This window comes from Corynebacterium simulans, assembly GCF_001586215.1.
Taxonomy (GTDB): domain Bacteria; phylum Actinomycetota; class Actinomycetes; order Mycobacteriales; family Mycobacteriaceae; genus Corynebacterium; species Corynebacterium simulans.
Window position 1 is genome coordinate 2,253,936 of record NZ_CP014634.1, and the last position, 22,942, is coordinate 2,276,877.

General features: G+C 59.9%; 20 protein-coding genes and 1 pseudogene. 11 read left to right on the forward strand and 10 right to left on the reverse strand.

Going from position 1 to position 22,942, the window contains the following annotated elements; genetic code table 11:
* Nucleotides 1-93 precede the first annotated feature (93 nt).
* Nucleotides 94-666: pseudogene (locus WM42_RS10570) on the reverse strand (transposase); the annotation flags it as partial.
* 39 nt (nt 667-705) lie between these two features.
* On the opposite strand from WM42_RS10570, the gene WM42_RS10575 reads away from it, so the two are divergent.
* Nucleotides 706-1,302: a hypothetical protein gene (locus WM42_RS10575; RefSeq protein ID WP_235591258.1), complete on the forward strand. Its 597-nt coding sequence runs from the start codon at nt 706-708 to the stop codon at nt 1,300-1,302.
* Nucleotides 1,303-1,350: 48 nt separating this feature from the next.
* Here WM42_RS10575 and WM42_RS10580 read toward each other — a convergent pair whose 3' ends face one another.
* From WM42_RS10580 to WM42_RS10605, 6 genes are all read right to left on the reverse strand, one after another.
* Nucleotides 1,351-2,487, reverse strand: a complete 1,137-nt coding sequence (locus WM42_RS10580) for a DUF3322 domain-containing protein (protein ID WP_062038033.1) — start codon at nt 2,485-2,487, stop codon at nt 1,351-1,353.
* Nucleotides 2,474-5,842 carry an ATP-binding protein gene (locus WM42_RS10585; protein WP_062038037.1) on the reverse strand — a complete coding sequence of 1,123 codons (3,369 nt, stop codon included), beginning with the start codon at nt 5,840-5,842 and terminating at the stop codon, nt 2,474-2,476. The genes WM42_RS10580 and WM42_RS10585 overlap by 14 nt, the downstream gene beginning before the upstream one ends.
* Complete coding sequence (locus WM42_RS10590; protein ID WP_062038040.1) at nt 5,835-6,485, reverse strand: DUF4194 domain-containing protein; 651 nt, start codon at nt 6,483-6,485, stop codon at nt 5,835-5,837. The genes WM42_RS10585 and WM42_RS10590 overlap by 8 nt, the downstream gene beginning before the upstream one ends.
* Nucleotides 6,482-7,954 (reverse strand): DUF3375 domain-containing protein, encoded by a 1,473-nt coding sequence (locus tag WM42_RS10595; protein WP_062038043.1) that lies wholly within the window; start codon nt 7,952-7,954, stop codon nt 6,482-6,484. The genes WM42_RS10590 and WM42_RS10595 overlap by 4 nt, the downstream gene beginning before the upstream one ends.
* A gap of 142 nt (nt 7,955-8,096) precedes the next feature.
* Nucleotides 8,097-8,516, reverse strand: coding sequence for an organic hydroperoxide resistance protein (locus WM42_RS10600; protein ID WP_062038046.1), 420 nt, complete (start codon nt 8,514-8,516; stop codon nt 8,097-8,099).
* Nucleotides 8,517-8,699: 183 nt separating this feature from the next.
* Entirely contained in the window at nt 8,700-9,938 is a 1,239-nt protein-coding gene (locus WM42_RS10605) for a hypothetical protein (protein WP_062038049.1), read from the reverse strand.
* Nucleotides 9,939-10,292: 354 nt separating this feature from the next.
* Here WM42_RS10605 and WM42_RS13110 point away from each other — a divergent pair, with 354 nt between their 5' ends.
* On the forward strand, nt 10,293-10,556 hold the full coding sequence (locus WM42_RS13110) for a sugar phosphate isomerase family (protein ID WP_235591259.1): 264 nt from the start codon (nt 10,293-10,295) through the stop codon (nt 10,554-10,556).
* On the opposite strand, the gene WM42_RS10610 is transcribed toward WM42_RS13110, so the two are convergent.
* Nucleotides 10,553-10,855, reverse strand: coding sequence for a YrhK family protein (locus WM42_RS10610; protein WP_062038052.1), 303 nt, complete (start codon nt 10,853-10,855; stop codon nt 10,553-10,555). The genes WM42_RS13110 and WM42_RS10610 overlap by 4 nt on opposite strands.
* 61 nt (nt 10,856-10,916) lie before the next feature.
* On the opposite strand from WM42_RS10610, the gene WM42_RS10615 reads away from it, so the two are divergent.
* Together WM42_RS10615 and WM42_RS10620 are read left to right on the forward strand one after the other, a co-directional pair.
* Nucleotides 10,917-11,315, forward strand: coding sequence for a helix-turn-helix domain-containing protein (locus WM42_RS10615; RefSeq protein WP_062038055.1), 399 nt, complete (start codon nt 10,917-10,919; stop codon nt 11,313-11,315).
* Nucleotides 11,316-11,375: 60 nt separating this feature from the next.
* Nucleotides 11,376-12,368 carry a DUF3039 domain-containing protein gene (locus tag WM42_RS10620; RefSeq protein WP_158510276.1) on the forward strand — a complete coding sequence of 331 codons (993 nt, stop codon included), beginning with the start codon at nt 11,376-11,378 and terminating at the stop codon, nt 12,366-12,368.
* A 195-nt stretch (nt 12,369-12,563) separates the two neighbouring features.
* On the opposite strand, the gene WM42_RS10625 is transcribed toward WM42_RS10620, so the two are convergent.
* Together WM42_RS10625 and WM42_RS10630 are read right to left on the reverse strand one after the other, a co-directional pair.
* Entirely contained in the window at nt 12,564-13,217 is a 654-nt protein-coding gene (locus WM42_RS10625) for a hypothetical protein (protein WP_062038061.1), read from the reverse strand.
* A gap of 90 nt (nt 13,218-13,307) precedes the next feature.
* Nucleotides 13,308-14,663 carry a lipase family protein gene (locus tag WM42_RS10630; RefSeq protein WP_062038064.1) on the reverse strand — a complete coding sequence of 452 codons (1,356 nt, stop codon included), beginning with the start codon at nt 14,661-14,663 and terminating at the stop codon, nt 13,308-13,310.
* Between the two features lie 219 nt (nt 14,664-14,882).
* Between WM42_RS10630 and WM42_RS10635 the strand changes: the two genes are divergently transcribed.
* The 7 genes from WM42_RS10635 (at nt 14,883) to WM42_RS10665 (ending at nt 22,926) form a co-directional block, all read left to right on the forward strand.
* Nucleotides 14,883-15,818, forward strand: a complete 936-nt coding sequence (locus WM42_RS10635; RefSeq protein ID WP_062038067.1) for a sugar-binding transcriptional regulator — start codon at nt 14,883-14,885, stop codon at nt 15,816-15,818.
* A gap of 104 nt (nt 15,819-15,922) precedes the next feature.
* Nucleotides 15,923-16,672, forward strand: a complete 750-nt coding sequence (gene deoD / locus WM42_RS10640) for a purine-nucleoside phosphorylase (RefSeq protein WP_062038070.1) — start codon at nt 15,923-15,925, stop codon at nt 16,670-16,672.
* A gap of 20 nt (nt 16,673-16,692) precedes the next feature.
* Complete coding sequence (locus WM42_RS10645) at nt 16,693-18,102, forward strand: MFS transporter (protein WP_062038073.1); 1,410 nt, start codon at nt 16,693-16,695, stop codon at nt 18,100-18,102.
* A 10-nt stretch (nt 18,103-18,112) separates the two neighbouring features.
* A complete protein-coding gene (deoC, locus tag WM42_RS10650) occupies nt 18,113-18,760 on the forward strand; it encodes a deoxyribose-phosphate aldolase (RefSeq protein WP_061923817.1) in 648 nt (215 codons plus the stop codon).
* A gap of 27 nt (nt 18,761-18,787) precedes the next feature.
* Nucleotides 18,788-20,365, forward strand: a complete 1,578-nt coding sequence (locus WM42_RS10655; RefSeq protein WP_061923814.1) for a phospho-sugar mutase — start codon at nt 18,788-18,790, stop codon at nt 20,363-20,365.
* 326 nt (nt 20,366-20,691) lie between these two features.
* A complete protein-coding gene (locus WM42_RS10660; protein ID WP_061923810.1) occupies nt 20,692-21,618 on the forward strand; it encodes a PRC and DUF2382 domain-containing protein in 927 nt (308 codons plus the stop codon).
* A 171-nt stretch (nt 21,619-21,789) separates the two neighbouring features.
* A complete protein-coding gene (locus WM42_RS10665; RefSeq protein ID WP_061923808.1) occupies nt 21,790-22,926 on the forward strand; it encodes a trimeric intracellular cation channel family protein in 1,137 nt (378 codons plus the stop codon).
* The last annotated feature ends 16 nt before the right edge of the window (nt 22,927-22,942 follow it).

Consider the following 22,942-nt stretch of genomic DNA (forward strand, 5'->3'; position numbering starts at 1 on the left):
ACTGCGGGAAACGGGGAATCTTCCCCTATGTGCGTTCCTTGCCTAAATTCGGCTTCGCGGAGCGTGTCAAGTTTTGTGTGGGGTTTGGTTTTCTTAGAGGTATTTATTGAAGCGGTCGGGGTATGCCACAGCCATTTGGTTGCTGGCTTGCTTCCAGCCGGAAGCCTTTCCGCCCTCGACAAGTCGGCTCGCTGACGCTGCGGCCCGTTTTCCTTTCTTGGCGCGTTGATCAGCGCGTTTGTCTTCAATAGTGCAGATCATCAACTACAGTGTCTATAGCGCGGATTCGTCGTTGGTAGGTTGCACTCGGTTGCGGGTGGCTTTACGCAGCTCATTGTTAAACGACTCGATAGAGTTCGTCGTGTAGATGACTTTCTTCAACGCCGCTGACACTTTCTTCCGGTCCCCGTAGGCTACCCACCGGTTGGCGGCACGTATCAGGTGCACGACACAGGTTTGCACCATGAAACCAGGCGACCGCGTCAGGTAAGCCTTCAGCCCATCACAGCAGACAATTAAGACGTTCTTAACCCCACGGTTCGACAAGTTAGAGCTCACTTGTGCCCAAAACGACACTCCTTCTTCTTTAGCTATCCATAGTCCCAAGATGTGCTTGATTGCTTCGATATCAACGCCGATGGCCATGTAGGCAGACTTGTTGATCACCCAGTGAAGTGCCCCGAGTTTTGTTCCTAGGCATTTGCCTTGATTTCTATTATTTCCTGTGGCGGGATCTACTTCCAAAAGGTCAAGTCCGCGTCCGTGGTTCGGGCGCTTGCCCGCATCAATATTTTTGTTTTCGTCCCACGCCGCACCCCTGCAGACGCTGGTAGCGTTTATACATACCGCAACCGACAGCCACGGGAGGCCTATTCTATGGACGGCGATGTTACTGTGCTGCTTGTATGCGCCGGGTTAGTGCTTGTCATGGTGCTCTACTGGACCTACTACATTAGGTGCGTGCGGAGGCAACCCAGATCGGAAAAGTGGTACGACGATGTCGACTTTGTAGGCGCAGAAAGTGATGGGGTCCTTTTCATTTATCCTTACTGCTCGCTCATTATGGGCGCTGGCGGCGCCATGGGGTTGGTCGCAAGTGCCAACCCTCCCGAGTTTGTCTACACGGTGCTGAAGGTTCCGCTCGTGGCAGCTTTCGTTGTCGGAGTCATTGGATTTACGGGCGCGGTCGGGGTTCCGCTTCCGTGGCCTTTTGTTCCTCGTTGGGTCGTCGATATCCGCAAAGCAAAGCGTGCCCGAAGGCGTGAGCGCAGACAAGCCAGAAAAAGGGAAAAGGAAGAATAGCTACTGCAGGAAGAGGCCATTTTGTGCAGCGTTCGCGGGGTGGCAGCGTCACGCTGCTGCGAGCGTTGCATGAATCACCGCATTCACATGAGCAAATGGAATCCGCTCCTGCTCAATGCGCAGCCGGCCCGCAGTGAAGAGAAGGCGGTAGGCGCGCTGCTCTTCGGTGGTGAGGTGGGTAAGGGTGGCGGAGCCGTCGCCGGGGTCGGGGACAGCCAGGTGCTGGAATTCGGTGACGGTGGCTGTGTCCATGAGCAGTGACGTCGTGTGGGGGAAATGGGCGCGCACGGCGTTGAGGATGGCAAAGCCGGCGGCGTCGAGGTCGCCCCAGTAGGTGATGTCGATGAGGTTAAGCCAGTCCAGTGCGTGGAGTTGGTGGGCGGCGGTGCCGGCACCGAGGAGGGCGACGGTGGGAGGGGAGGTGTCCGGAAGCGTGGGCAAAGCCAGGAAGGTTTGTTTGTTCTCCACGATGAGGACGCGGGGAGGGGTATGCGGGAAAAGCGTGGCGGCGTGAGCTAGGGGGATTTCGATATCGCTGAGCGCTGGAGCGTGGTTGAGGTAGCGCAGGCGGATTCGGGCGTCGCTGCGGCGCAGGCCTAAGTCTGTGATGCCAAACGGCGCGAGGAGTGTGAGGAGTAGGCGGCGGTGGGTACCAATCCATTTGCCGTCCACACCTTTGACCGGCACGGCGCGCTCCCACTCGCCGGAGTCAGGGTTGGCGCGCAGCCAGGTCAGGCACGGTTCTAGGCATTTCAGATCATAGGCGCTTAAATCCTTCCATTGGGTATAGCTGCGGCGGACGGTGTGGGCGAAGTCGGGGGAATCGGGAAAGACGGCAGCGATGCTGTGCGCTCGTTCACGGGCGCGGGCGTACTCGAGGTTAAGGCCCGCGGCGGTGGCGATGCGTTCGGCACCGTTGATTGTGATGCGAGCCGGTATGTTGTTCGTGCCCAGGCCCGCGCGCGACCAATTGCGGGACTCGTAGATGACGTCCTCCTGGTGGGGCCAGCGCTGCCAGGCACGGATAAAGCCCTGCGTGGCGTCGATATCGCGGGCGGCAGCAGTGGCAGTGGGCGGGTGCAGGGGCCAGTCGACGCGCACAGAATCCGGGTCAGCCAGTGCTTCGGCAAAGTGATTGCGCAGGTATTTTGACGCGTGTGCTTGCAGGTCTTTAGGGCTGCGCATAGTCGGGGTCCTGGTAGGTGGAGGCGTCGATAAGCGAATAGCCCGTGCGCGCCCGCGGGCGGCCATTGATGATGGGCTCATCGTACTTGACCACAATCGTGCCATCCACGTAAGGAGACAGCGTCTGGATGAGCTTGAAAGGCGTGGCCAGAATCATGTGGAAACCAAAAGACGTAAAGACGGACATGGCAGTGCGGGTAAAGGTGGGATCGGCGCGGTCAAAGGCCTCATCCAGAATGATGGAACCATAGGTGGGCACGTCTTGGTCCGGCTCCGCCAGCCGGAAGCGCAGGGCCGCAGCCAGGCAGAAGAAGACGAGCTTTTGCGCTTGGCCGCCAGACAGCGAGGCGGAATCCTGATAGGTATTGGCTGTCGTTCCGTCGGGGTACAACTCACGGCCGATAAAGCTCACGTGCCGGCGGGTATCTAGCACCACGTTGCGCCAGCGGAGATCCTCTGGCTGGCTCGAGCCCAAACGGCTCAAGATCTTGTCCAACGCGTGGTAGCGCGCAAGGGCAGCCTCTGTATCATCGGAGCCGAATTCGCCCAAGCTGTGGGAGGTGGCGGCATCAAGATCCCGCTGGAAATCCTGGACCACCTGGCCGCGAGCATCCTTGACGTCGATGCGCAGGGTGCGCTCACCGTTGAAGGGAGAGCGCTCCAGGGACTTGTTGATGAATTCCATGCGCCTCTCAATATCACTGCGAGCACGGCGCAGGTCTGTGGTGAGGTGGGAGAGGTTTCGCACGGTGGAGCCGTTGAGAAGCTCGAGGAAGCGGGCGCGGAAATCCGCCAGGCGGTCGGCGCGTAGGAACTTGAGCTTCTCGATGCCCTCGCCAGCGAAGCTCGCCTGCGGCTCAAGGTCCGCGGCCTCCGCCGGCCACTGGGCCAGATATGTGTGGAGGACAGAGACAATTTTGGCGTTGGCGTCTTCGATGCGCCGCGTGGCGGTGCGGGCGGTGTTCTGAAGACTAGCCTGCACCTCATCGCGCCGGGCATCGATGTCATCAATGGTGAGCTTGCGCTTGCCCTTGTGCAGGGCATCTTCGACTGCTTTCGCGATGTCCTGGTCCTCGATGGCGGGCACAATACCGATGCTACGGCGGCGCTCGGTTGAGCGCTCAAGCTCGCCTTCGACGTTGCCCAGGTTCTTCTGGGCGGCGTTCAGCCTGGCGCGTGCGGCCTTGAGCTTGGCCTTGGCTTGCTCGTGGGCTGCGGCGAGGGCTTGGGCCTCCGGGGAGGAGGCCAGCGAGTCATACTGCTCCTGCAGATCCTGCCGGTGAGCCTCGGCGGAGGCGGTGTCGATATCCGGGAAGGAGGTTTCCAGCACCTGCTGGGCTTTATCGCGCTGGGAGCGCAGAACGTCCATCTTCCGGTTGAGGTTCTGGACCTGCTTGGCCGTGGCACGAGCAGTGGCCTTGGCCTGCGTGAGCTGGGCGCGTAAGAGCTCAATCTTGGCGGTGTTGGTGGAACCCACCCGGTACCAGGTAGTGCCGCTAAAACGCTTGCGGTCATCCTTGATGAAGCGGGTTGAGCCGTCTTTATCCTTGGGGCGGCTTTCCAGGCCATCGCGCGTTACCGCCGGGGTGGTGGTGACATGGTCCAGTTCCGCAACCGAGTCCACACACTCGTAGTTGAAGCGGCGCGAAATATGTTGGCGAATCCAGTGCGCCATGGCGTGGTCTTGGAATTCCAGTTTGTGGATAAGCTGCCGCGGGCTGTGCGCGGAGGCCTGCGGTGATGCAAACTCCGGAATGGTGCGGTACTCCAAACGGGTGCCCACGTTGCGCGAATTGACCCACTGGTTGATGGTGTCGCGGGCAGCTTCAGGAACGAGCAGGGTGGCGGCAAAGCCGTGGAGGAGCTTTTGAATCACCGGCTCCCATTCGGCCTGCTGCGGGCTGATATCGATGAGCTCGCCGGCGAAGGGAAGCTCGGATTCGCCATAGCCGGTATCGCGAGCCAGCTGCGCGCGCAGTTCAACTAGAGCCTTGTCGATGTTGGTGCGCCGCGAGCTAAATGAGCGCAGCTCGCTATCGAGCGCGGCACAGGCGGTGGCAGCGTCCCGGGCGGCCACGCCAGCTTCTTGTTGCTCGTTGATGAGGTTGGCGAAGTCAACCTTAAAATCTGCGATGCGCAGCTTCGCGGTGGCCTGCAGCTCGGCGAAGCCGTGTGGACTGAACTCGTAATCATCAGTCCACGCTCCAGCGGCCGCAGCCAACCGTTGGAATTCCTTCGTGCGGTGCTCAATTTCTTTGTCCGCAGTTTCTATCTTGGCGCTTAAGGCATCGAGCTCGCCAGCGCTGAGCTGGGTAACAGCCACCGCGGCCAGGCGCTCGGCATCATCCAGGTGTGCGACCTCAGCGTTGAGGGTCTCCGACTGCGACTGGGCCTCCGATAGCTGTGCTGTGAGCGCACGGATGCGGAAGTCTAGTTCCTCTGTCACCAGGCGGGCGCGTACGGCCGGCAGCGCCTCACTCATCGCCTCTGCTTTCTCCTTATCCGCTTCAGCACTAGACCGCTGAGAGTGAAGTTGGGGCAGCGGCCCGAGCGTATCAATCTGCGCCTTGACGTCCTCAACCCGCAGGTAGGCCTGGCGCAAATCCTCAAACTGTTCCACGGCCTCATCCGCTCTGGTGAAGGTATCCGGCACATCCAGCATGTAATCCCTAAAGAGCTGGTCCAGGCTGGACAGGGACTTCGCGGATTGAGTGCGGTGAAGAAGAAGCTGGCCCTCCACATTCTTAATCCCCAAGCGTTTGCGGAAGCGGTCCGCAAACGTGGCATAGGTCGGCGTAAAGAACGCGCCGGGGCCCTTATACAGGGCCCTGATCTTGCGGCTATCCAAGCTGCGGGTGAGCAAGGGGCTGAGCTTATCGATGTCCTCATCGCCCGGCACCAGCCCATACAACTTCTTGATCTGGCCTACGGAGTTCTCACCGCCGTTGAGGCGAAAAATGGCGATGAGGGTGTGCTGCTTGCCCTGGCCATTGTCGTAAGTCAACGCCACCACTGAGTTGGTCGCACTTTCACGCAGGTATTCCGGGGTAATCTCACCAGTCTGTGTATTCTCCTGCTGCCGCCACGCTCCGCGCACGTAGGAGACCAAGTTACGGCCGTTGTGCCGACCGAGGTCTTGCTGCGAGGCGGCGTTGAACTTCACGTGATTCTGGGGGACAAGGACGGCTGACATGGCATCCAGCAGTGTGGATTTACCTGATCCTGAGCCACCCGTAATGAGGAAACCTTTCCGCGCTACCGGGATGGAAAAATAGCCATGGAAGGTGCCCCAGTTAATCAGCTGGATGCGGCTGATGCGATACTGGCCTGGGTAAAGCTCCGTGTGCTTAGTCATCTGAGGTGTCCTCCTCGGTATCCTCGGCTCGCGCCAGGCGGGCGTATTCATCCCGGATGGCGGTGACCGTGGAGGCATCGAAAAGCTGGCGCAGCACCGGCGAGACCTCCAACCGGCCTTCTGTCTCCGTGGTGCTGAGCAGGGAATAGTCATTCTGGATGCGCTTAATAGCCGCGTTGAAGCGCTTGGTGAATCCGGCCTCGTCGCGGTTATCCACCGCGCGGACATAGCCGATGCTCTCCCGGAGATCTTCTACGTCCACGATGACGCGCTCGCCGGGCAGAGCCAGCCCCAGCTCCTGGCGCAGGTTCAACAAGATAGCGGTATCGATGTGCTTGAGCTTGTCCGTGCGCAGCACCTGCGGGATGCTCAGGCTGTCTTCTTCCACCATGCGGGTAAAGGCAAAGCCCTCGGTCTCATCGATGACGAGCTCCAAAAATACCTCGTGCAGCCTGGCACGCAGATTTTCTTCGTCAGAGATAATTGCTGACCACAGCACTGGTTCCTTCTGCACGCGGATAAGTGGTCCTTGGAGCAGCTGCACTAAGGCGCGGCGCGAGTGGTAAGTCAACGTTCCTTTGTCGTGCTCCCATAGCGGGGGCTCGTGCGTAGAATCCACGCGGGGGCTGTTGGCGGTGGTCACTGAAGCTCCTCAACGGTTGTGTGATCGAAATACATAGTGGGAATCTGTGCGGCACGTACAGCACCGTCTTCTTCAGTCCACGTGATTTTTTCTTGCGACTCCCGTACAGCAGGCAGCGGATGTTGATCAGCAATATGGACCAATCCCACCACGCTGGCTAGGCCTTGTGTTGGGGGATGAGCTTGCAATACCTGCGCAATGGTGCACGGGCCAGAGTCGCTCACTGTCTGCCGAATCGCCTCGTGCAACTCCTCAAAGTCGATCTCGGACTCGCGTACCAGCTCATAAAGGGCGTGTGCGTCGTCCTCGCCCGGTTGGTAGGCCACGGGTGCTTCCTCCACGACCTCCCGTCCAGGGTTAGCCAGACGAATGCGGGAGACCGAGTGAATAGACATGCCGATGCGCTGTAGCGGCGTGTCCATCCGGTGGAAGGCCTTGAGTTCTGAGCCTTGCGCGGCATCAATAGCCATGCCGCGGGCTTCTCGCAGCAGCTCAATCATGCGCCGGTCCTCCGCGAACTGCTCCGAGGACACGTAGTGGCGCAGACTCCGTGCCAAGCCCGTCATGGTCTGGTTGACCTCAAAGCTGGTTTCTTCCATATCGCGAAAGAGACGACGCAGCTGCCGTCTTCTCTCCGGTGCCACATCTTGGCCCGCTTCACTATCGAGCACCTGTTCAATCCACTGGTCCAACCAGACGCTGCGTTCCCTATCCATAAGGAGGGAATAAAAGCCTTGGAAGCTGCGGCCCGCATCTGATTCTGCGATGTGGTCTACGCCGTTGAAGATCTCCTCCAACACATCACCGCGGTAGCCTTCCGGATCCAAAAGCTGCCGGCGCAGCTGGTGGTTGAGCGCTTCAAGATCGTGGCGAACTCTGGCGAAATCGCTCGGCACCGCCATAGCCATATTGAGCACATCCTGGACTCGTTCCTCAGTCTCGGCGGCGGTGAGCCTTTCAAACTGACCCAGCTGTGCTTTTTCAATCTCGCGGTCAATGCGCGCGCGTTCTGCCTCCAAACTGGCCACGCGGCTGGCGATGTCCTCATTGGTATCCCGCGCCAACCTCTGCAGAGCCGAGCTAATGGATTCAACACGCGAGGCCGTCACCGTGGTCACCGGTTGTTCCCAGCGCTCAATGGCTTCCAACGCGGATAGGGCTTCCTCGCTGGGCTCGAGTGTTTCACCACGCGAACTCCTTCCGGATTTACGCACTAGCCAACCGGCCTTGACCCAGTCATTGCAATAGTTTTGTGGGGTGCGCGGCATGGGAAACTCGCTGGCAATCACTTCGAAATCGGTGACCATGAGCTCATAGACTTCCGCCGCCGGACGCGCCCGGGTGCCGCGTGGAAAGTACTCCGCAATCAGCGCCAGAATCACCGGCGCATTATCCGCGGCGAGGAGCCGAATCGCGGCGGAATCATGCATCAAGCGCCGGAGTGACAAAGCGCGTGCTTCAACAGACATGACTCGATTCTGACAGGTGGGACGGACATATGCAGGGAAATATGGCTCAATAGTTCGAACAACACCCTGCCATGATAAGGGTCCACTTGTGAGTGAAAAGCGCGAGGCATTGAAAGCTCTCGCGCGTCAGTAGACCACCTTCTTAGTCCTGTGCAACACCAACGTTGACTTCGATGTTGCCGCGGGTGGCCTTGGAGTAAGGGCACATCTGGTGTGCGGCGTCGGCAAGCTCCTGTGCCTTGGCGTCCTCAACACCTGGGATGGTGACCTCGAGGTCGACGCCGAGGTAGAAGCCCTCGTCGTTCTTGCCCAAGTTAACGCGGGCACCGACGGTGGAATTCTCGGCATCTACGCCCTTGTCCTTGGCCACTGCCTTGAGCGCGGAGTGGTAGCAGGCGGCGTAACCGGCAGCGAAAAGCTGCTCGGGGTTGGCGCCCTCACCGCTGCCGCCCATTTCCTTTGGAGCGGTCATGGTGAAATCCAGATCGGAATCCTTAACTACAGCTCGGCCGTCGCGGCCTGCGCCGGTGGAGAGCGCTTCGGTGCTATAAACGGCGTCCATAATGACTCCTTTTCTATCGGGTCTTTGTACGTCCGCCGATTGTACGCAAGAACGCTAGTCTGAAAACCTGGGGCACTTCACGTAGTGGATGTTGAGTTTGCTGGGCACGGCAGTCAGGTCGAAAAACTTCCATAAGTGTGAGAGGTGTGCGCCGGAACCTGTCTAATCCTCGAAGAGGGGGGTTCAATTCGACCTCGGGGTGGTGCGCTCGATGCGAATACGCCAGGGGATCTTACCGAGTGCTTCGTTGTAGGTGTCGACGACGCCGTCGCCGGCGCGTTCGGCGGTGCGTTTGATGGCGTCGCTCCAGCCGGTCGACTCTATGGACTCGCGGGTGTAGGCGTCGATTCCGGCGACGGTAGCAAACTCATTGAGCTGGTGGACGAGGCGGTTGCCCGCTTCGGCGGCCTTGGTATTGCCGCCGAGGCGGAGGACGAGTTGAAGATCCTTGAACGTGGCGGAGTCGTTGGCTTTGTCGGCGATGGCGTTAAGAGCGTTGATGATGCGTTCCTCACGCTTGGCCTTTGCTTCGGCGATGCCCTGGCGGTGTTGCTCGAGGTGGTCGGGTTCGCTGGCGGCGACGCGGTTGAGCTCGAGAATATTCAGCTGATTTTGGAGAACCATGACTCGGGCAAGCTGGAAAATCCAGTACGTGGCGTTTTCCTCGGCCTCAGTGAAAGCCTGGTAGGCCTTCTTGGGATTGGTGGCCTTCTTCGCAATTTCCTTGGCTACTTCGTCGAGTTCTCCAATGATCTGTCCCTGAAGCCGTTTGAGGTCGACATCGAGGTCATCGACCTTGCTCCACGTCACGGCGCCGACTTCGCCGGTCTTTTGGAGCAGACTGAACGCCTCTTCGATGGCCTCAGTGAAGCCGTTGATATCGCCGTTTACTTCGGTCTTGCGTTGCTGGATGAGCTTCTGGACGTTCTCGGAGACTTCTTCGAGGTAGTCGAGCACCTGGTCCATTTGTGCTTGTGCAGCGCTTTCTTCGAGGATGGCGGCGACCGCGAGAGGAGCCGCTGGTGTGGCGAGAAGTGCGGTGTTTTCGAACTTCAGGTGCTTGACGATGGACCCGGCATTTCCTTTGGCGCCGGGGAGGTCGCCGACGCGGAGGACACCCGCGCGGATCTTTTCGGCGGCTACCTTGTTCTCTTTGAGGAATTGCGCACTGTCCTTTGAGAGTTTGAGGTAGCGGCCGCTGTTTTCTTGGAATTGGCTCAGCGTGCGGGCGGACTTGCTCAGGTTATGCGCCACCTTCGGGGCGACGCGAGCGAGCTTCTCCTGAGGAGAAGACTCATCGAGTCGTGTCAGAGCGGATTCAGAGCCGAGGAACATGAGTGAGTCCCCGTGGAGGATGACCTGGAGTTCGGCGTCGCTCGCGCCAGGATTCTGGGGAAGTGCGGAACTTGGTGAATCAGACATGGGGTAAGGTTCCTCGGTGCGTGAGACTTTTTAAGGGGATGTATGTAGCTTACTGGAGCTGTGCGCCTGGATACTAAGTTGTCGAAAGTAAACTCGCGGGCCTTGTTCGCCGTTTCGGCGATGTCCGTGTGGAGCGCGGTCGGCACGATTCGTTGAGGGACACCCCGGTGAACGTGCAGCCAAGGTGGTGGAGGCGAAGCGCCGCGCTATCGGCGTCGGCAGTGCAGACTGCAGCCTGGATGGGATCGGGGGCTTGAGGGACCGGTTGGTGTGGCAGGATGAAGTAAGCGTGACGGTCGCACACATGGTGGGGCGCGTCGGGTCGAGCGGCGCGGGACGCCTAAGCCTTTCAGGGTGCGGCAGGCAGAAGACTCGGAGGCGAAGGCGGCGATCGCGCGGGCGGCATCGGAGTTAATTGGAGATGACGACGCGGTCATTTTTGACAACGGCACGACGGCGCAAGCCATTGCACAGCGGCTGGCTGGCCGGCCCATTACGGCGATATCGAGGATCTGCATCAGCTGGTCACGACCACGGACGCGCCAGCGGAGCTCCTCGCGCAGATTCGCGACCTTGGGGTGCAGGTCATTACTGTGCCCGCGGGTAAGTAAGGCTTAGTAGTAGGAGCCTTCCTCGTTCGTGACCTCGCGGTCGGCGCCGATCTTTTGCAGGTACATGCGGCGGTGTAAGCGGATGGCGGCGCGGGCGGCCATGGCGAGGCTGTCCAGGAGGAAGAAGACGGTTCCTACCTTGGTGAGGCTGAACAAGAAGAGGAGGGAACCTGCGATAAAGACCACGGAGATGGAGACATCGACGGCGATGGAGGCCGTCTCAAAGCGGTTGCGGATAACGAATTCGTTGTGGTGGGGTGTCGCGTCACTTTGCTTTACACTTTCCCATCTTACCGGTAGTGTCACTTACGACAGATAGTGTAGTGAGATTGCTACACACTATGTTGTGTTGAAGCAGAGGTTGACCATGCGTATTCTCCAGGACGAAAAGCTGACTCCTCAGCAGCTGGAGGAGTTTGATGCGCTTGCGAAAGCGAGCGAATCGCCGGTTGTACGTACTCTTATGCAGAACATCGCAGAGGTGCTTCGTAACGGTGGCAATTTGCTGAGTGCAGAGGAAGATGCTGCGTTGTCGCCGAATGAAGCAGCTAAGCAGCTCGGCATGAGCCGTACATTTCTCAATCGCCTCCTTGATCAGGGAAAAATCCCCTACTTTAAGGTGGGGACGCATCGACGCATCCGTGTAGTCGATCTCGCTCTATTCGAGCAGCAGCGCGATTCGGATCGTATTGAATTGGCACAGCGTCTGGCACGCCAGCAGCAAACCACGCGTGCAGTAGACGCGACGATTGCGGACTTGCTCTAGTTTTGGTTCTGCGGTACGAAAAGGGCTATGCATAGTAGGCGCGGGCGTCCCACGCTTCGAGTGCTTAAAGAGGACTTGAGGGACGGATGGCAAGAACCGTTCGTCATGCGTGCGGTGGGTGATGAGCGTTACGAAGATTTGTTGCCGTTAAGCGAGCTTGCACATCCTATCGTAAGGAAGACCGCTGATTCCTTCACCGACACCGCAGCCGCCGATAACTACGTGGGAGCTATTGGGAGTGCTGTCTCCATTCGTCTGCTAGAGATTAAGCAGTCCCAGTGGCGAGGCGGGGTGTGGACCGATCCTGAAACTGGAGTGCGCTGGCTGGTTGCTGCAGGACTTGCAAAAGGCGGTCATGAGGACAATGACGATTTCTATAAATTTGTGGAGCGTGAGGAACACAACGGTACTATTACTCGGCTATTGCCGACAGAAGACGATAAACGCTTGCTGAAGTTGGAGACGGCGGCGCGTATTCGTACGGAGTGGGAACTCAATATCCAGCGTGAGGTGCTGGCTGCGTTGCAGGAGATTCGCGGCGGTGGGGCAGCGCGCTTTGACGTAAACCATCCGCTAGCACGATTGGGTAGGTTCGCTACCATCGAGTTATACGTGGAATTGGTGCGGGGCGAGGACCGCATTGCCACAGATGAAGTCATCGTTGAGTTCTTTCCGCAGCGTGGAGTCAACTTCAGCGAGGAGCTCTACTGGCAGCTCATCGTTCGTGTATTAGCTTCGGTCTACCCGCCCGCACAGGGCTGGGATCGTGCTGGGGACGAGTTTCACCAAATGGAAGAATCGGGGAGTCTCGACAAGCGCATTTCCGAGCTAGAAACGCATGATGTGAAGCGCACCCTCGCGGAGGTTGAGCTCGGAGCCGTCGCACACTTCACCCACCGTGAACATTTAGCAAGCAAGATCATAGATGGGACTGGTGTGCGTTCCTTGTGCGGAGTCTATTTTGTTCCCGCACAAGACGCAGACTCGTTGCCAACATGTCCGCAGTGCGACGTGCTGTATGCTGCATTGCCGAAGCTACCCTTGGGCGATTAGCGGCGAAAATGTCACTCTCCGTAGTGCATTCGGTGTCTCAGCTACTTGCGTTCCTGGGGGGGAGGACCGTTCCTTCGTAGTGAACCGCATTGTGGATGAATTTGAAACTACCCCGCGGCGGCAGTGATTTACTGCGCCGCGGGGTGGCTATCTGAAGAAGAAGTACTTTCGTGCTTTGTCTGACTTTCTGCCGCTTTAGCGGTCGGCGGTCAGGGTGATGCCGTTGGTCTCGGCGGTCTGCTGCAGTGCAGTGAGAGCCTTGGCGTCCTTTTGCAGGTCGTAGGTCTCAGCGAAGCCAACATGGACGTGAGTTGAATCGTTGACGTCCAGCTCGAACAGCTTGTGGCCGGCTTCCTGCTCCAGCTGTGCGGCCTTGTGCTTCAAGGCGTTGATGCCGGTTGGCAGGTTCTCCTTGTTGGAGTCGGTGTTTTCACCGGCGTTGTCGCCAGCTTCGGCCTGCCCGTCGGTAGTGGCGGCCTGTGCCTGGGCGTCGGTGTTACCGCCGAGGAGCTCAGAGAAGTCCGGGCGGTTGCCGCCGAGCAGGGAGCTGCCTAGCTGCAGGAGGGCAGCAGGGTCGGCAGAGGACAGCTGGTTCAGCGGGGTGTCCGCGTCGATGCCTGCGGTGTTAGCAGTGCCAGTGGCATCGGAGTCTGCAGCCGGATTTGTTGCGGCGCCGTCGGCAGCCGGCGCGGTTGCGGTGGTGCCGGTGGTGGTGGCGGCAGCCGGGTTTGTTACGGCGCCGTCGGCAGCGGTGGTCTCAGCGGCGGTGGCGTTGGCGGCACCGGCGATTACAACTGCGGGAAGTGCGGCGGCAATGGTTGCGCGGCGCAGGGCGTTCATGGAACGCATAGGATAAATCCTTTCTATCGTTGCGGTCTTTCGGACCACGGGTGATGTTAGGAAGCGTTTCTGTGGCGAAGCTGGCTTCTAGCTGTCGGCTTATTGCAAAGCAGACTCGATTGCTTTCAGGGATTCCTTGATGTGCGGGATGGTGCCTGCCACATGCGAGCCGGCATCGTTCGGGATGAAGGTGACGTTGCCGCCGCGCTCAGACCACTCCTTGGCCAGCTGCTCAGCAGTGGAGAAAGGAATCACATCGTCGCCGCGGCCGTGGGTGATGACCACCGGGATGGATGGGGCGTCGTAGCCAATGTGCTGGTCGGCCAGGATCTTGTCGTAAGGTGCCTCAGCGATGAACTCGTCGACGTTCTTGCCGTCGATGCTGACGTCTTCAATCTTCTTGCCCGCGAAGCTGGTCAGACCCAAGGTGCAGGAGTTGGTGGCGTTCTGCAGGACGGTCTTGCCCTCCTCATTGAGGTGGGAGTACAGGTCCTCGTCGTAGGAGCTGCTCAGACCCAGCAGGGCGAAGGACTCGAAGAGGAAGTAAAGCGTGCCGTCGAGAGCCGGCGGCAGCAAGGTCAGATCCGCAGGAGCGGCGCCGACGGTGGCGAGCTTGACGTTGAGCTCTGGGGCGTAGTCGTCGTAAAGCTCAGCGGCAGCAGCGGCGGCGCCGCCGCCCTGCGAGTAACCGTTGATGATGACCGGGTTATCGGCGTTGATATCCCAGCCTTCTAGCTGGCGGGCAGCGCGGGCGCTATCGAGCACGGCGTGTGCCTGCGAGACACGGTCCATGTAGGTATGCATGCCCGGGGTGCCCAGGCCCTCGTAATCGGTGACCACGACGGCGTAGCCCTTCTTCAGGTACTGCTCAAAGAAGAGCTGCTCGTAGTCACCCACGCCGTCGGCAATCTTGCGTGAAGGTGCGCAGCGGTCGGCCACACCCTGGGTTCCCGGTGCGAAGGCGATGAGCGGGCGTGGACCGTTGCCGGTCCACTCCGCCTTCGGCTCAATCACGATGCCGCTGACCGGAATCTTCTCACCCTTGCGGTTGGTGGAGGAGTACAGGATGCGCTGTGCCTTGTACGGGCCCACGTTGGTAATGCCCAGCGTGTTGGCGGGGTTGCGCACGGCATCGGAGCGGAAGAGCTGGCCTGGCTCAGAGCCTTCGAGCTCAACTGGGTCGTGGTAGAAGGCCTTGTACTCGTCGCCGACATTGTTATCGGAAGGTGCCTCGGTGCTTGGCGCGGCGTCGTCAAGCTCCTTGGCGTCGGTTGCGATGTCGGAGGCCTCAGCCGGGCTCTCGTCAGCGACTGGATCTTCGAGGGCCTTTTCAATGAGGGCGCTTTCAGGCAGCTCGGTGTTCGGAGCATCGGCAGCGACGGCGGCGGGGCAGATGCTGAAGGTCAGGCAAGCAGAAGCAAGCAGTGGCAGGTAGGTGCGCAGTGATTTTTGCACGGCAACGTCCTTTCTAGAGATCGGAGGAGTCTTAGTGTTTGTCTGGCTACGCCGTTAGGGGGCGGGGAGAGCGCTGCGCGGTGGAGCTGACACCGATTATTATTGGTTTAATTTTGCTAACTAACAATGGGAAAATGAATTTAATCCGTTTGTACAGGCCCGTATAGGGGTGTACACCGTTAGCATTACGTTTCCGGGCGGGCGTGCTTGAATGGAATCATGATTGATGCGCGCGATAGTCAGGCCCTCGATGTGGCCAAGCTGTACTACAACTCGCACCTATCCCAAGCGGAGGTAGCGCAGTGTCTGGGTATTTCGCGCCCTACCGTCTCCAAGCTTTTGCAGCATGCGCACGACCAGGGCTTCGTGGTCATCAGCATCAACGATCCTCGCGAACGCTCCGATGAGCTGGTGCGTGAGCTAAAGGAGCACTTCGCGCTTGCCGACGCCCGCGTGGTCACCACCCCACGCGGCGGCAACCTCATGCAGGACCTAGGCGCAGCTGGCGCCGCGCTGCTCGAAGAGCTCGTCCACGACGGCTCCAGCGTCGGCGTGTCCTGGGGCCAGACCATGTCCGCCGTGGCAGAGCACCTGCGCCAGCTGCCGCTCGAGGGGGTAAAGGTGGTGCAGCTCAAGGGCGGGCACTCGCACACGCGGCGCTCCACCAAGGACTTCGCCACCCTCCAGGGCTTTGCGCGCGCCTTCAATGCGGAGACCTTTATGCTGCCGCTGCCTGTCATTTTCGATTCGGCCGAGACGAAGCAATGGGTGGAAAAAGATCGCCACATTGCCCACATCGTGGAGATGGGCTCTCATGTCGACGTCGCGGTGTTCACGGTGGGCGCGGCCGCGCGCGAGTCTTTGGCGCTGAACCTGGGCTATCTCAGCGAAGAAGAAACGCAGCTTATCTTGGAGCGCGCGGTGGGGGATGTCTGCTCCCGCTTCTTTGACACTGAAGGCCGCGTGGCCGTGCCCGAGGTGGACGCGCGAACGGTGAGCATTACTTTCGACGCCCTGGCGGCGCGGCCGGCACGCGTCCTCGTTGCCGGCGGGCCGGAAAAGGCCGGCGCCATCCGGGTAGTACTCGAGCAAGGATTGGCCACGCATTTGGTCATCGATCACAACACGGCGCAGCGCGTTCTGACAGGGGAGTGAGTCGTATCATAAAGGTGAACAAATGTAAATAGCGTCATTGACATTTGTGCTGGCTGGAGTAGGGTAATGCCTGAAAGTCATTATCCTTCCGATAGGAGTTCACCGTGTCTGAAGCCGCACACGCAAACGAATTTTCCACCGAAATCGCCACCCCGCACATCAACCCCAAGGGCGCGGAAATCGCAGAGACCATCCTGCTGCCAGGTGACCCACTGCGTGCAAAGTTCATCGCCGATACCTTCCTAGAGGACGTCGTCCAGTTCAACGAAGTCCGCAACATTCTCGGATTCACCGGCACCTACCAGGGCCACCGCGTCTCCGTCATGGGCACCGGCATGGGCATGCCTTCCATCGGCATCTACTCCTGGGAGCTCATCCACAACTACGGCGTGAAGAACCTCATCCGCGTCGGCTCCATCGGCGCGCTGCAGGAGGACATCGACCTGCACGACGTCATCGTCGCCTCCGCCGCTTCCACCGACTCCAACTTCCTGAGCCAGTACAACCTGCCGGGCCAGTACTCTCCGACGGCTTCGTGGAAGCTGCTCAAGGGCCTTGTCGATGAGGCAGAAAAGCAGGATGCCCACATCCACGTCGGCAATGTCTTGAGCTCCGATGTCTTCTACAACTTCGACCAGACCGTCAATGACCGTTGGGCACACATGGGCGTGCTCGGCGTCGAGATGGAATCCGCTGCGCTTTATGCCACCGCTGCCGAGGCAGGCGTGAACGCCCTCGGCCTGTTCACCGTCTCTGACAACATTGCTGCCGATACCCACCTTTCGGCTGAGGAGCGCCAGACCGCATTCCACACCATGATGAAGCTCGCGCTGCCACTGGCAGGCCTGGACTAGGAAGGATGGCTTAAAAAGCCATGTCAAAAGCTACAAACGCTAAGCCATCGGGCGTCGTAAAGCGCGGCGTCGATGCAGCCCTCAACCCTAAGGCAGCCGTACCGGTGCTGCTATTCTGCTTCGTCTTTTCCCTCGTGGTGGATAATGGTTTTAAGACCATGACCATGCCGATTGCGCAAGGCTTGGGCATTGATGACAACACCGCCTCGCTGCAGGCATCCCTTGCCGGCGTCATCATCGGCATCGGCGCCGTCGTCTACGCGGCGCTGGCGGACTCCGTGTCCATCCGCAAGCTCATGATCACCGGTGTGCTCCTCGTGGCCGTCGGCTCGATTATTGGTTTCGTGGGCTCAGGCTCTTGGCCCATCGTGCTGGCCGCCCGCCTAATCCAGACCACCGGCCTGGCCGCCGCGGAAACCCTGTACGTCATCTACGTGACCAAGCACCTATCTGAAGCAGACCAAAAGACCTACCTCGGCTTTTCCACCGCCGCCTTCCAAGCTGGCCTGCTGATTGGCGCGCTGACCTCCGGCTTTATCTCCACCTACATCTCGTGGACCGCGATGTTCCTCGTGCCGCTCATCCTCGTGCTGTGCATCCCGGCCATCCACAAGATGGTGCCCGAGGACGAAGCAGTGGAGTCAAACCTGGACGTGCTCGGCCTTATCCTGGTGGGACTTTTCGCCACCGCGCTGACCATGTTCATGCAGGCGTTCAACTGGAAGTGGCTCCTCCTGGCCGTCGTGGCAGTGATTGGATTTACGCTGCACATCCGCTCCGCTAAGGCGCCCGTGGTGCGCCCGGAATTCTTCACCAACGGCCGCTACGTGTGGGCAATCACCCTGGTGTTCTTCATCTACTCCACGCAGCTGGGCTACATCTTCCTGTTGCCATTTGCGGCCAACGAGCTGCACGGCATGAGCATTGACCGCGCCAGCCTGCTGATGATTCCGGGCTACATCTGCGCCATCTTGGTCGGTGTCTTCTCCGGCAAGATCGGCAAAGTCCTGAACTCCCGCCAGACTATCTACACCGCAATTGTCATGATCGTCGGCTCCCTGGCCGTAGCCGCTCTCTTCGTGCAGGAGCACGTCGCCGTGCTGGCCGTGACCATCGTGACCTTCGCTTCTGGCTTCGCGCTGATGTATGCACCGCTGGTCAACACTGCGCTGCAAAATATCCCGGCCGCGAAGTCCGGCATTGCCATCGGCTTCTACAACCTGACCATCAACATCGCCATCCCGCTCGGCATCGCGTACACCGCAAAGCTCATTGACGTAAGCGATGGCTTCAACCTCGCCCTCGGCGTGCTGACCGCCGTTGGCGCATGTGGCGCCGTCCTCTACGTCGTGGCCGACCGCATCATGGCCCGCAAGGCGCGAGATGTTTCTCGCGCGAAATCTGTAGATGCTTCCGAAACACTCGCTTAAAGGAGAAGAAATGTCATCCAACGTCGCATCCATGATCGACCACACCCTGCTCAAGCCGGAAGCCACCGCGCAGGACGTCGCCGCACTCATCGAGGAAGCCCAGCGCCTGGGCACCTACTCGGTGTGCATTTCCCCGTCCCAGCTGCCGGTCGAGGTTCCCGAGGGTCTACACGTGGCAACCGTGGTGGGCTTTCCCTCCGGCGCGGTCAAGCCGGAGATCAAGGCCGCCGAGGCAGGCCTTGCCGTGGACAATGGCGCCGAAGAAATCGACATGGTCATCAACATCGCGCTGGCCATTGAGGGCCGCTTCGACGCACTCGAGGAAGAGATCCGCACCGTGCGCAGCGCCTGCCAGGGCAAGGTCTTGAAGGTCATCATCGAGTCCGCCGCGCTTTCCGACGACGCGATTGTCGCCGCCTGCCGCGCCGCCGAGGCTGCCAGCGCTGACTTCGTCAAGACCTCCACCGGCTTCCACCCAGCCGGCGGCGCCAGCGTTCACGCAGTAAAGCTCATGGCAGATACCGTGGGCGGCCGTCTCGGCGTGAAGGCCTCCGGCGGCATCCGTACTGGCGCGGACGCGCAGGCGATGATCGACGCCGGCGCCACCCGCCTCGGCCTGTCTTCCTCCGCCGCGGTGCTGGCGGACCTAGAAAACTAGTGGCTTAGAAGCTGAATCGAGGAAACAATGTCACTTGTTGAATACGCTCGCACGTGGGCCGAACACGACCCAGACCCGTTAACCCGTGACGAGGTCTTGGGCTGGATTGAAGCTGGCGACGAAGCCGCGCTGTCCGGCGCCTTCGCCGGCCCGCTGGCCTTCGGCACCGCCGGACTGCGCGCCGCCGTTGGGGCAGGCGAGTCCCGCATGAACCGTGCCGTGGTCATCCGCACCACCTATGGTTTGGTTTCGTGGCTAAAACAGCAGGTTGAAAACCCAGTCGTGGTCATCGGCTGCGATGCCCGCTACGGCTCGGCCGATTTCTACCAGGATGCTGCGGAGGTTATCTCCGCTGCCGGTGGCCGTGCCCTGGTGCTGCCCAAGCAGAACCCCACGCCGTTGACCGCCTATAGCGTGCGCGAGCTCGGCGCCGACGCCGGCATCATGGTCACCGCCTCCCACAACCCTCCAGCCGATAACGGCTACAAGGTTTACCTGGGCGGCCGCGTGGCCACCGGTGACGCCAACGGCGTGCAGCTTGTCTCCCCGGCGGACGCAGAGATCTCAGCGGCGATTGCTGCGGCGCCGTTTGCCAACGAAGTCCCGCGTTCCACAGACAACATCGAGGAAGTCGATACCCGCGCGCAATACCTCGAGCGCGCCGCCAAGCTGGTGGGGGAGTCCACCAGCGCCAAGATTGCGCTGACTGCCATGCATGGCGTGGGCGCAAAGCTGGGCACCGCGCTGCTCGAGAAGGTCGGCTTCGAGGTTTCCCTCGTGCCGGAACAGGCCGAGCCGGACCCGGATTTCCCAACCGTTTCCTTTCCCAACCCGGAAGAGCCCGGCGCTCTGGACCTGGGCAAGGCGCACGCGGAAAAGATCGGCGCAGACATCCTCATCGCATACGATCCGGATGCTGACCGTTGCGCGGCCGCCATTCCGACGCACGGTGCGCAAGGCGGCGTCGTCTGGCGTCAGCTCACCGGCGACGAAACCGGCGCCCTGCTGGGTGACTACCTGGCGCGCCGGGGCGTGGGCGGAACGTTTGCAAACTCGCTGGTTTCCTCGCGTTTGCTGGGCCGCATTGCCGCGCACTACGGCCTGCCGCATGAGGAAACGCTCACCGGTTTCAAGTGGATTGCCCGCACGCATGACTTGAGCTTTGGTTACGAGGAAGCCATCGGCTTCTGCCCCGACCCGCAGGCCGTGCGCGACAAAGACGGCGTTGCCACCTCGGTGGTTCTGGCCAGCCTGGCCTCGGAGTGCAAGGACGCAGGCATCACCCTGCAGGACCGCCTCGCGGAGATTTACTCCACCGTGGGCCGCCTGGCCACCGCTCCGCTGACCTTCCGTGTGGAAGACCTTTCGCTGATTACCCGCGGCATGGAAAAGATCACCTCGACCCCACCGACTCAACTGGCGGGCTCGGAGATTGCAAAGGCAGAGAAGTTTGCCCAAGGCATGAAGCTCTACACCGTGGACGATGACCGCGTCATCGTGCGCCCGTCTGGCACCGAGCCGAAGCTCAAGTGCTACTTGGAGTCCCCGGATCCGGCCCGCCTGGATGCCATTGCAGAGGATCTGCGGGTCTTCTTCGACATGTAGCTGCAAGTTCTTTGCCCTAGGCCGTGATGCCTGGAAGGAGATGGGGCGTAACGCTGAGTGCGTTACGCCCGCTTTTCGCGTCTGGTGCCATTAATTTTAAGAAATTTATGGGTTGTGACCTAACCGTTATCTAGCCCTATAAGCTGGCTTTTAACGCCTAAATGAAGACATTTCACAGGTTTATGACAGGCGATGTTCACACATTGAGGTGGCGGAATCTCGCGACTTCCGTACTGTGGGTTTCGGCGCCGTAAAGAGAGCTAGCACAAACGCTTAGTTTTTCCAAACGGCCTGATAGTTGCCCATTTTTAAAGGAAGAGGAAATTATGACTAACCAGAATGCACGCGATATCAAGGACCTGTTCAACAAGACCGCATACGACGTAAACGGCGACAAGCTGGGTTCCGTCAAGGAAGTATTCGTTGATGACAACTCCGGTCAGCCAACCTTCGTTGAGGTTAGCCACGGTCTGTTTGGTATGAGCGAGTCCATCGTTCCGATGCGCGGCCACAAGTTCGCTGGCGAAGACGACCTCATCCTCGCATTCGACAAGGAGCGCATCAAGGATGCTCCAAGCGTTGACACCGACAAGGCTCTTAGCGCAAACGACCAGAACGAAATCTTCCGCCACTACGGCGTTGACACCATGAAGGACGAGCAGGCCTACACCGGTGGCCGCCACGACGTTTCCGATAAGAACAAGGCTGGCCTGGCTGCTGGTGCAGGTGCAGGTGCAGGCGTTGGCGCTGCTGCTGGTGCAGAGCACGCTGCTGGTGCAGAGCACAAGGAGCACGCTCACAAGGACCACGTTGCTGGCACCGAGGCTGCAGACCACACCAAGAACGCTGGCCACACCCACGCTGACGTTGATGGCCGCGATTCCCTGGTTCGTTCCGAGGAGCAGCTGGACGTTAACAAGGAGCGCGTCGAGACCGGTGAGGTTCGCCTGCGCAAGTATGTCGTAACCGAGACCGAGAACGTTGAGGTTCCGGTTACCCGCGAAGAGGTTCGCGTCGAGCGCACCCCAATCTCCGAGGAAGAGGCTGCTTCCTTGCGCGGCAAGAATAACCTGACCGATGACGAAGCATCCGTCACCCTCCACGAGGAGCGCGTCCGCGTTGAGAAGGACACCGTTCCGGTTGAGAAGGTTGAGCTGAACAAGAAGCAAGTTACCGACACCGAGCGCGTCTCCGAGGATCTGCGCAAGGAGCGCATCGAGACCGAGGGTGTAGACGGCAAGACCACCAAGTAAAAACTTGGATAGTACTAGGTAGCTAGTACCTAGTACAGACACCTCCTAAATAGGCCGCTGGCAGTATTGCCGGCGGCCTATTTGTCTTTATGTCTTTCTCGCTTCCTCCCGCGTTCGGAAAAGACTAGGAACTTCCCTGCCGTAGGGCGCCTCTGCCCATAGACTGGAATCATGAATGTTGAGGTGGATCCGCTGATTGAGGCGCTGTACTACTGGTCCGACGTCAGCGGCGTGTTATTGATGGGGATCATCGGTGGCACGCTTGCTCGCCAGCGCGGCTATGACATTGTGGGCTTTTTCTTTATCGCGATGTTCTCAGCCTTGGGCGGCGGCATGATCCGTGACGTCCTCATCAACCGCGGCACTGTCGCTGCCATGTCGCAGCCGGAATACCTCTACCTTGCTTTCGCCGGCGCGCTGATTGCACGATTCTTCTACTTCAAAGGCAGAACCTGGGACTATATTCAATCTCACGGGGATGCCATAGTCTCCGCGCTGTGGGCAGCCACCGGTACCGTGAAGGCGCTGACCTATGGCCTGCCGCTTATCCCATGCGTGATGATGGGCGTGTTTACTGCAACGGGCGGTTCCATGATCCGTGACATCAGTATGGGCCGCGAGCCAGCCGTCTTCGGCGATAATCAGCCCACGGTGATCCCCGCGGTGGCCTGTGCCGCAGTGGTGCTCGTGGCCGATTCCTTCGACCACCTGGCCACTGGCATGCTGGTGGGGCCGGTCGTTTCCTTCATCCTGACCTTGTTCGGCATCTGGGCCGGCTGGCGCATTCCTGCCCGCCAGGAATGGGCGCCGCTGAACGATACTGCGGCGCAGGTCATGCTGCTCGCGCGTAAGGCCGAGAACAAAGGCCGGGCAGTGGGGCGTCGCCTAGAGCCCACCAAGGTGCGCAGCTGGCGGCACCAACAGATGGAAAAAGCCCTGCAGCGCCGCATCGAAAAGCAAGTGCAAAATGGTCGCCTCCGTGCGGCCGCCACCAGCGATGCCACCGAGCTGCTTGAGTCCTTCACCGACACCATGGAGCAGCTCCACGGCGAGGCCATCCCAGCCACCGACTCCGATTCTGCCGCGAAGAATGAGGAAGCTCTAAGCCAAGAATCCAAGGGCATCCTGCAGGAAATCGGCGTGGACTTAAGCGGCGATTCCTATGAGGACTATGACGAGGATGAACCGCTGCTCGATCCAGAAATGCTCAAGGAGCAGCGTGAGAACCTAGACATCGTGCTCTCGGATGAAAAGCTGACCGATGAGTTGGTGGAGCACTTAGTCCAGCGCTATAAGAAGCAGAATTAAAAAGTGGATACTTAAG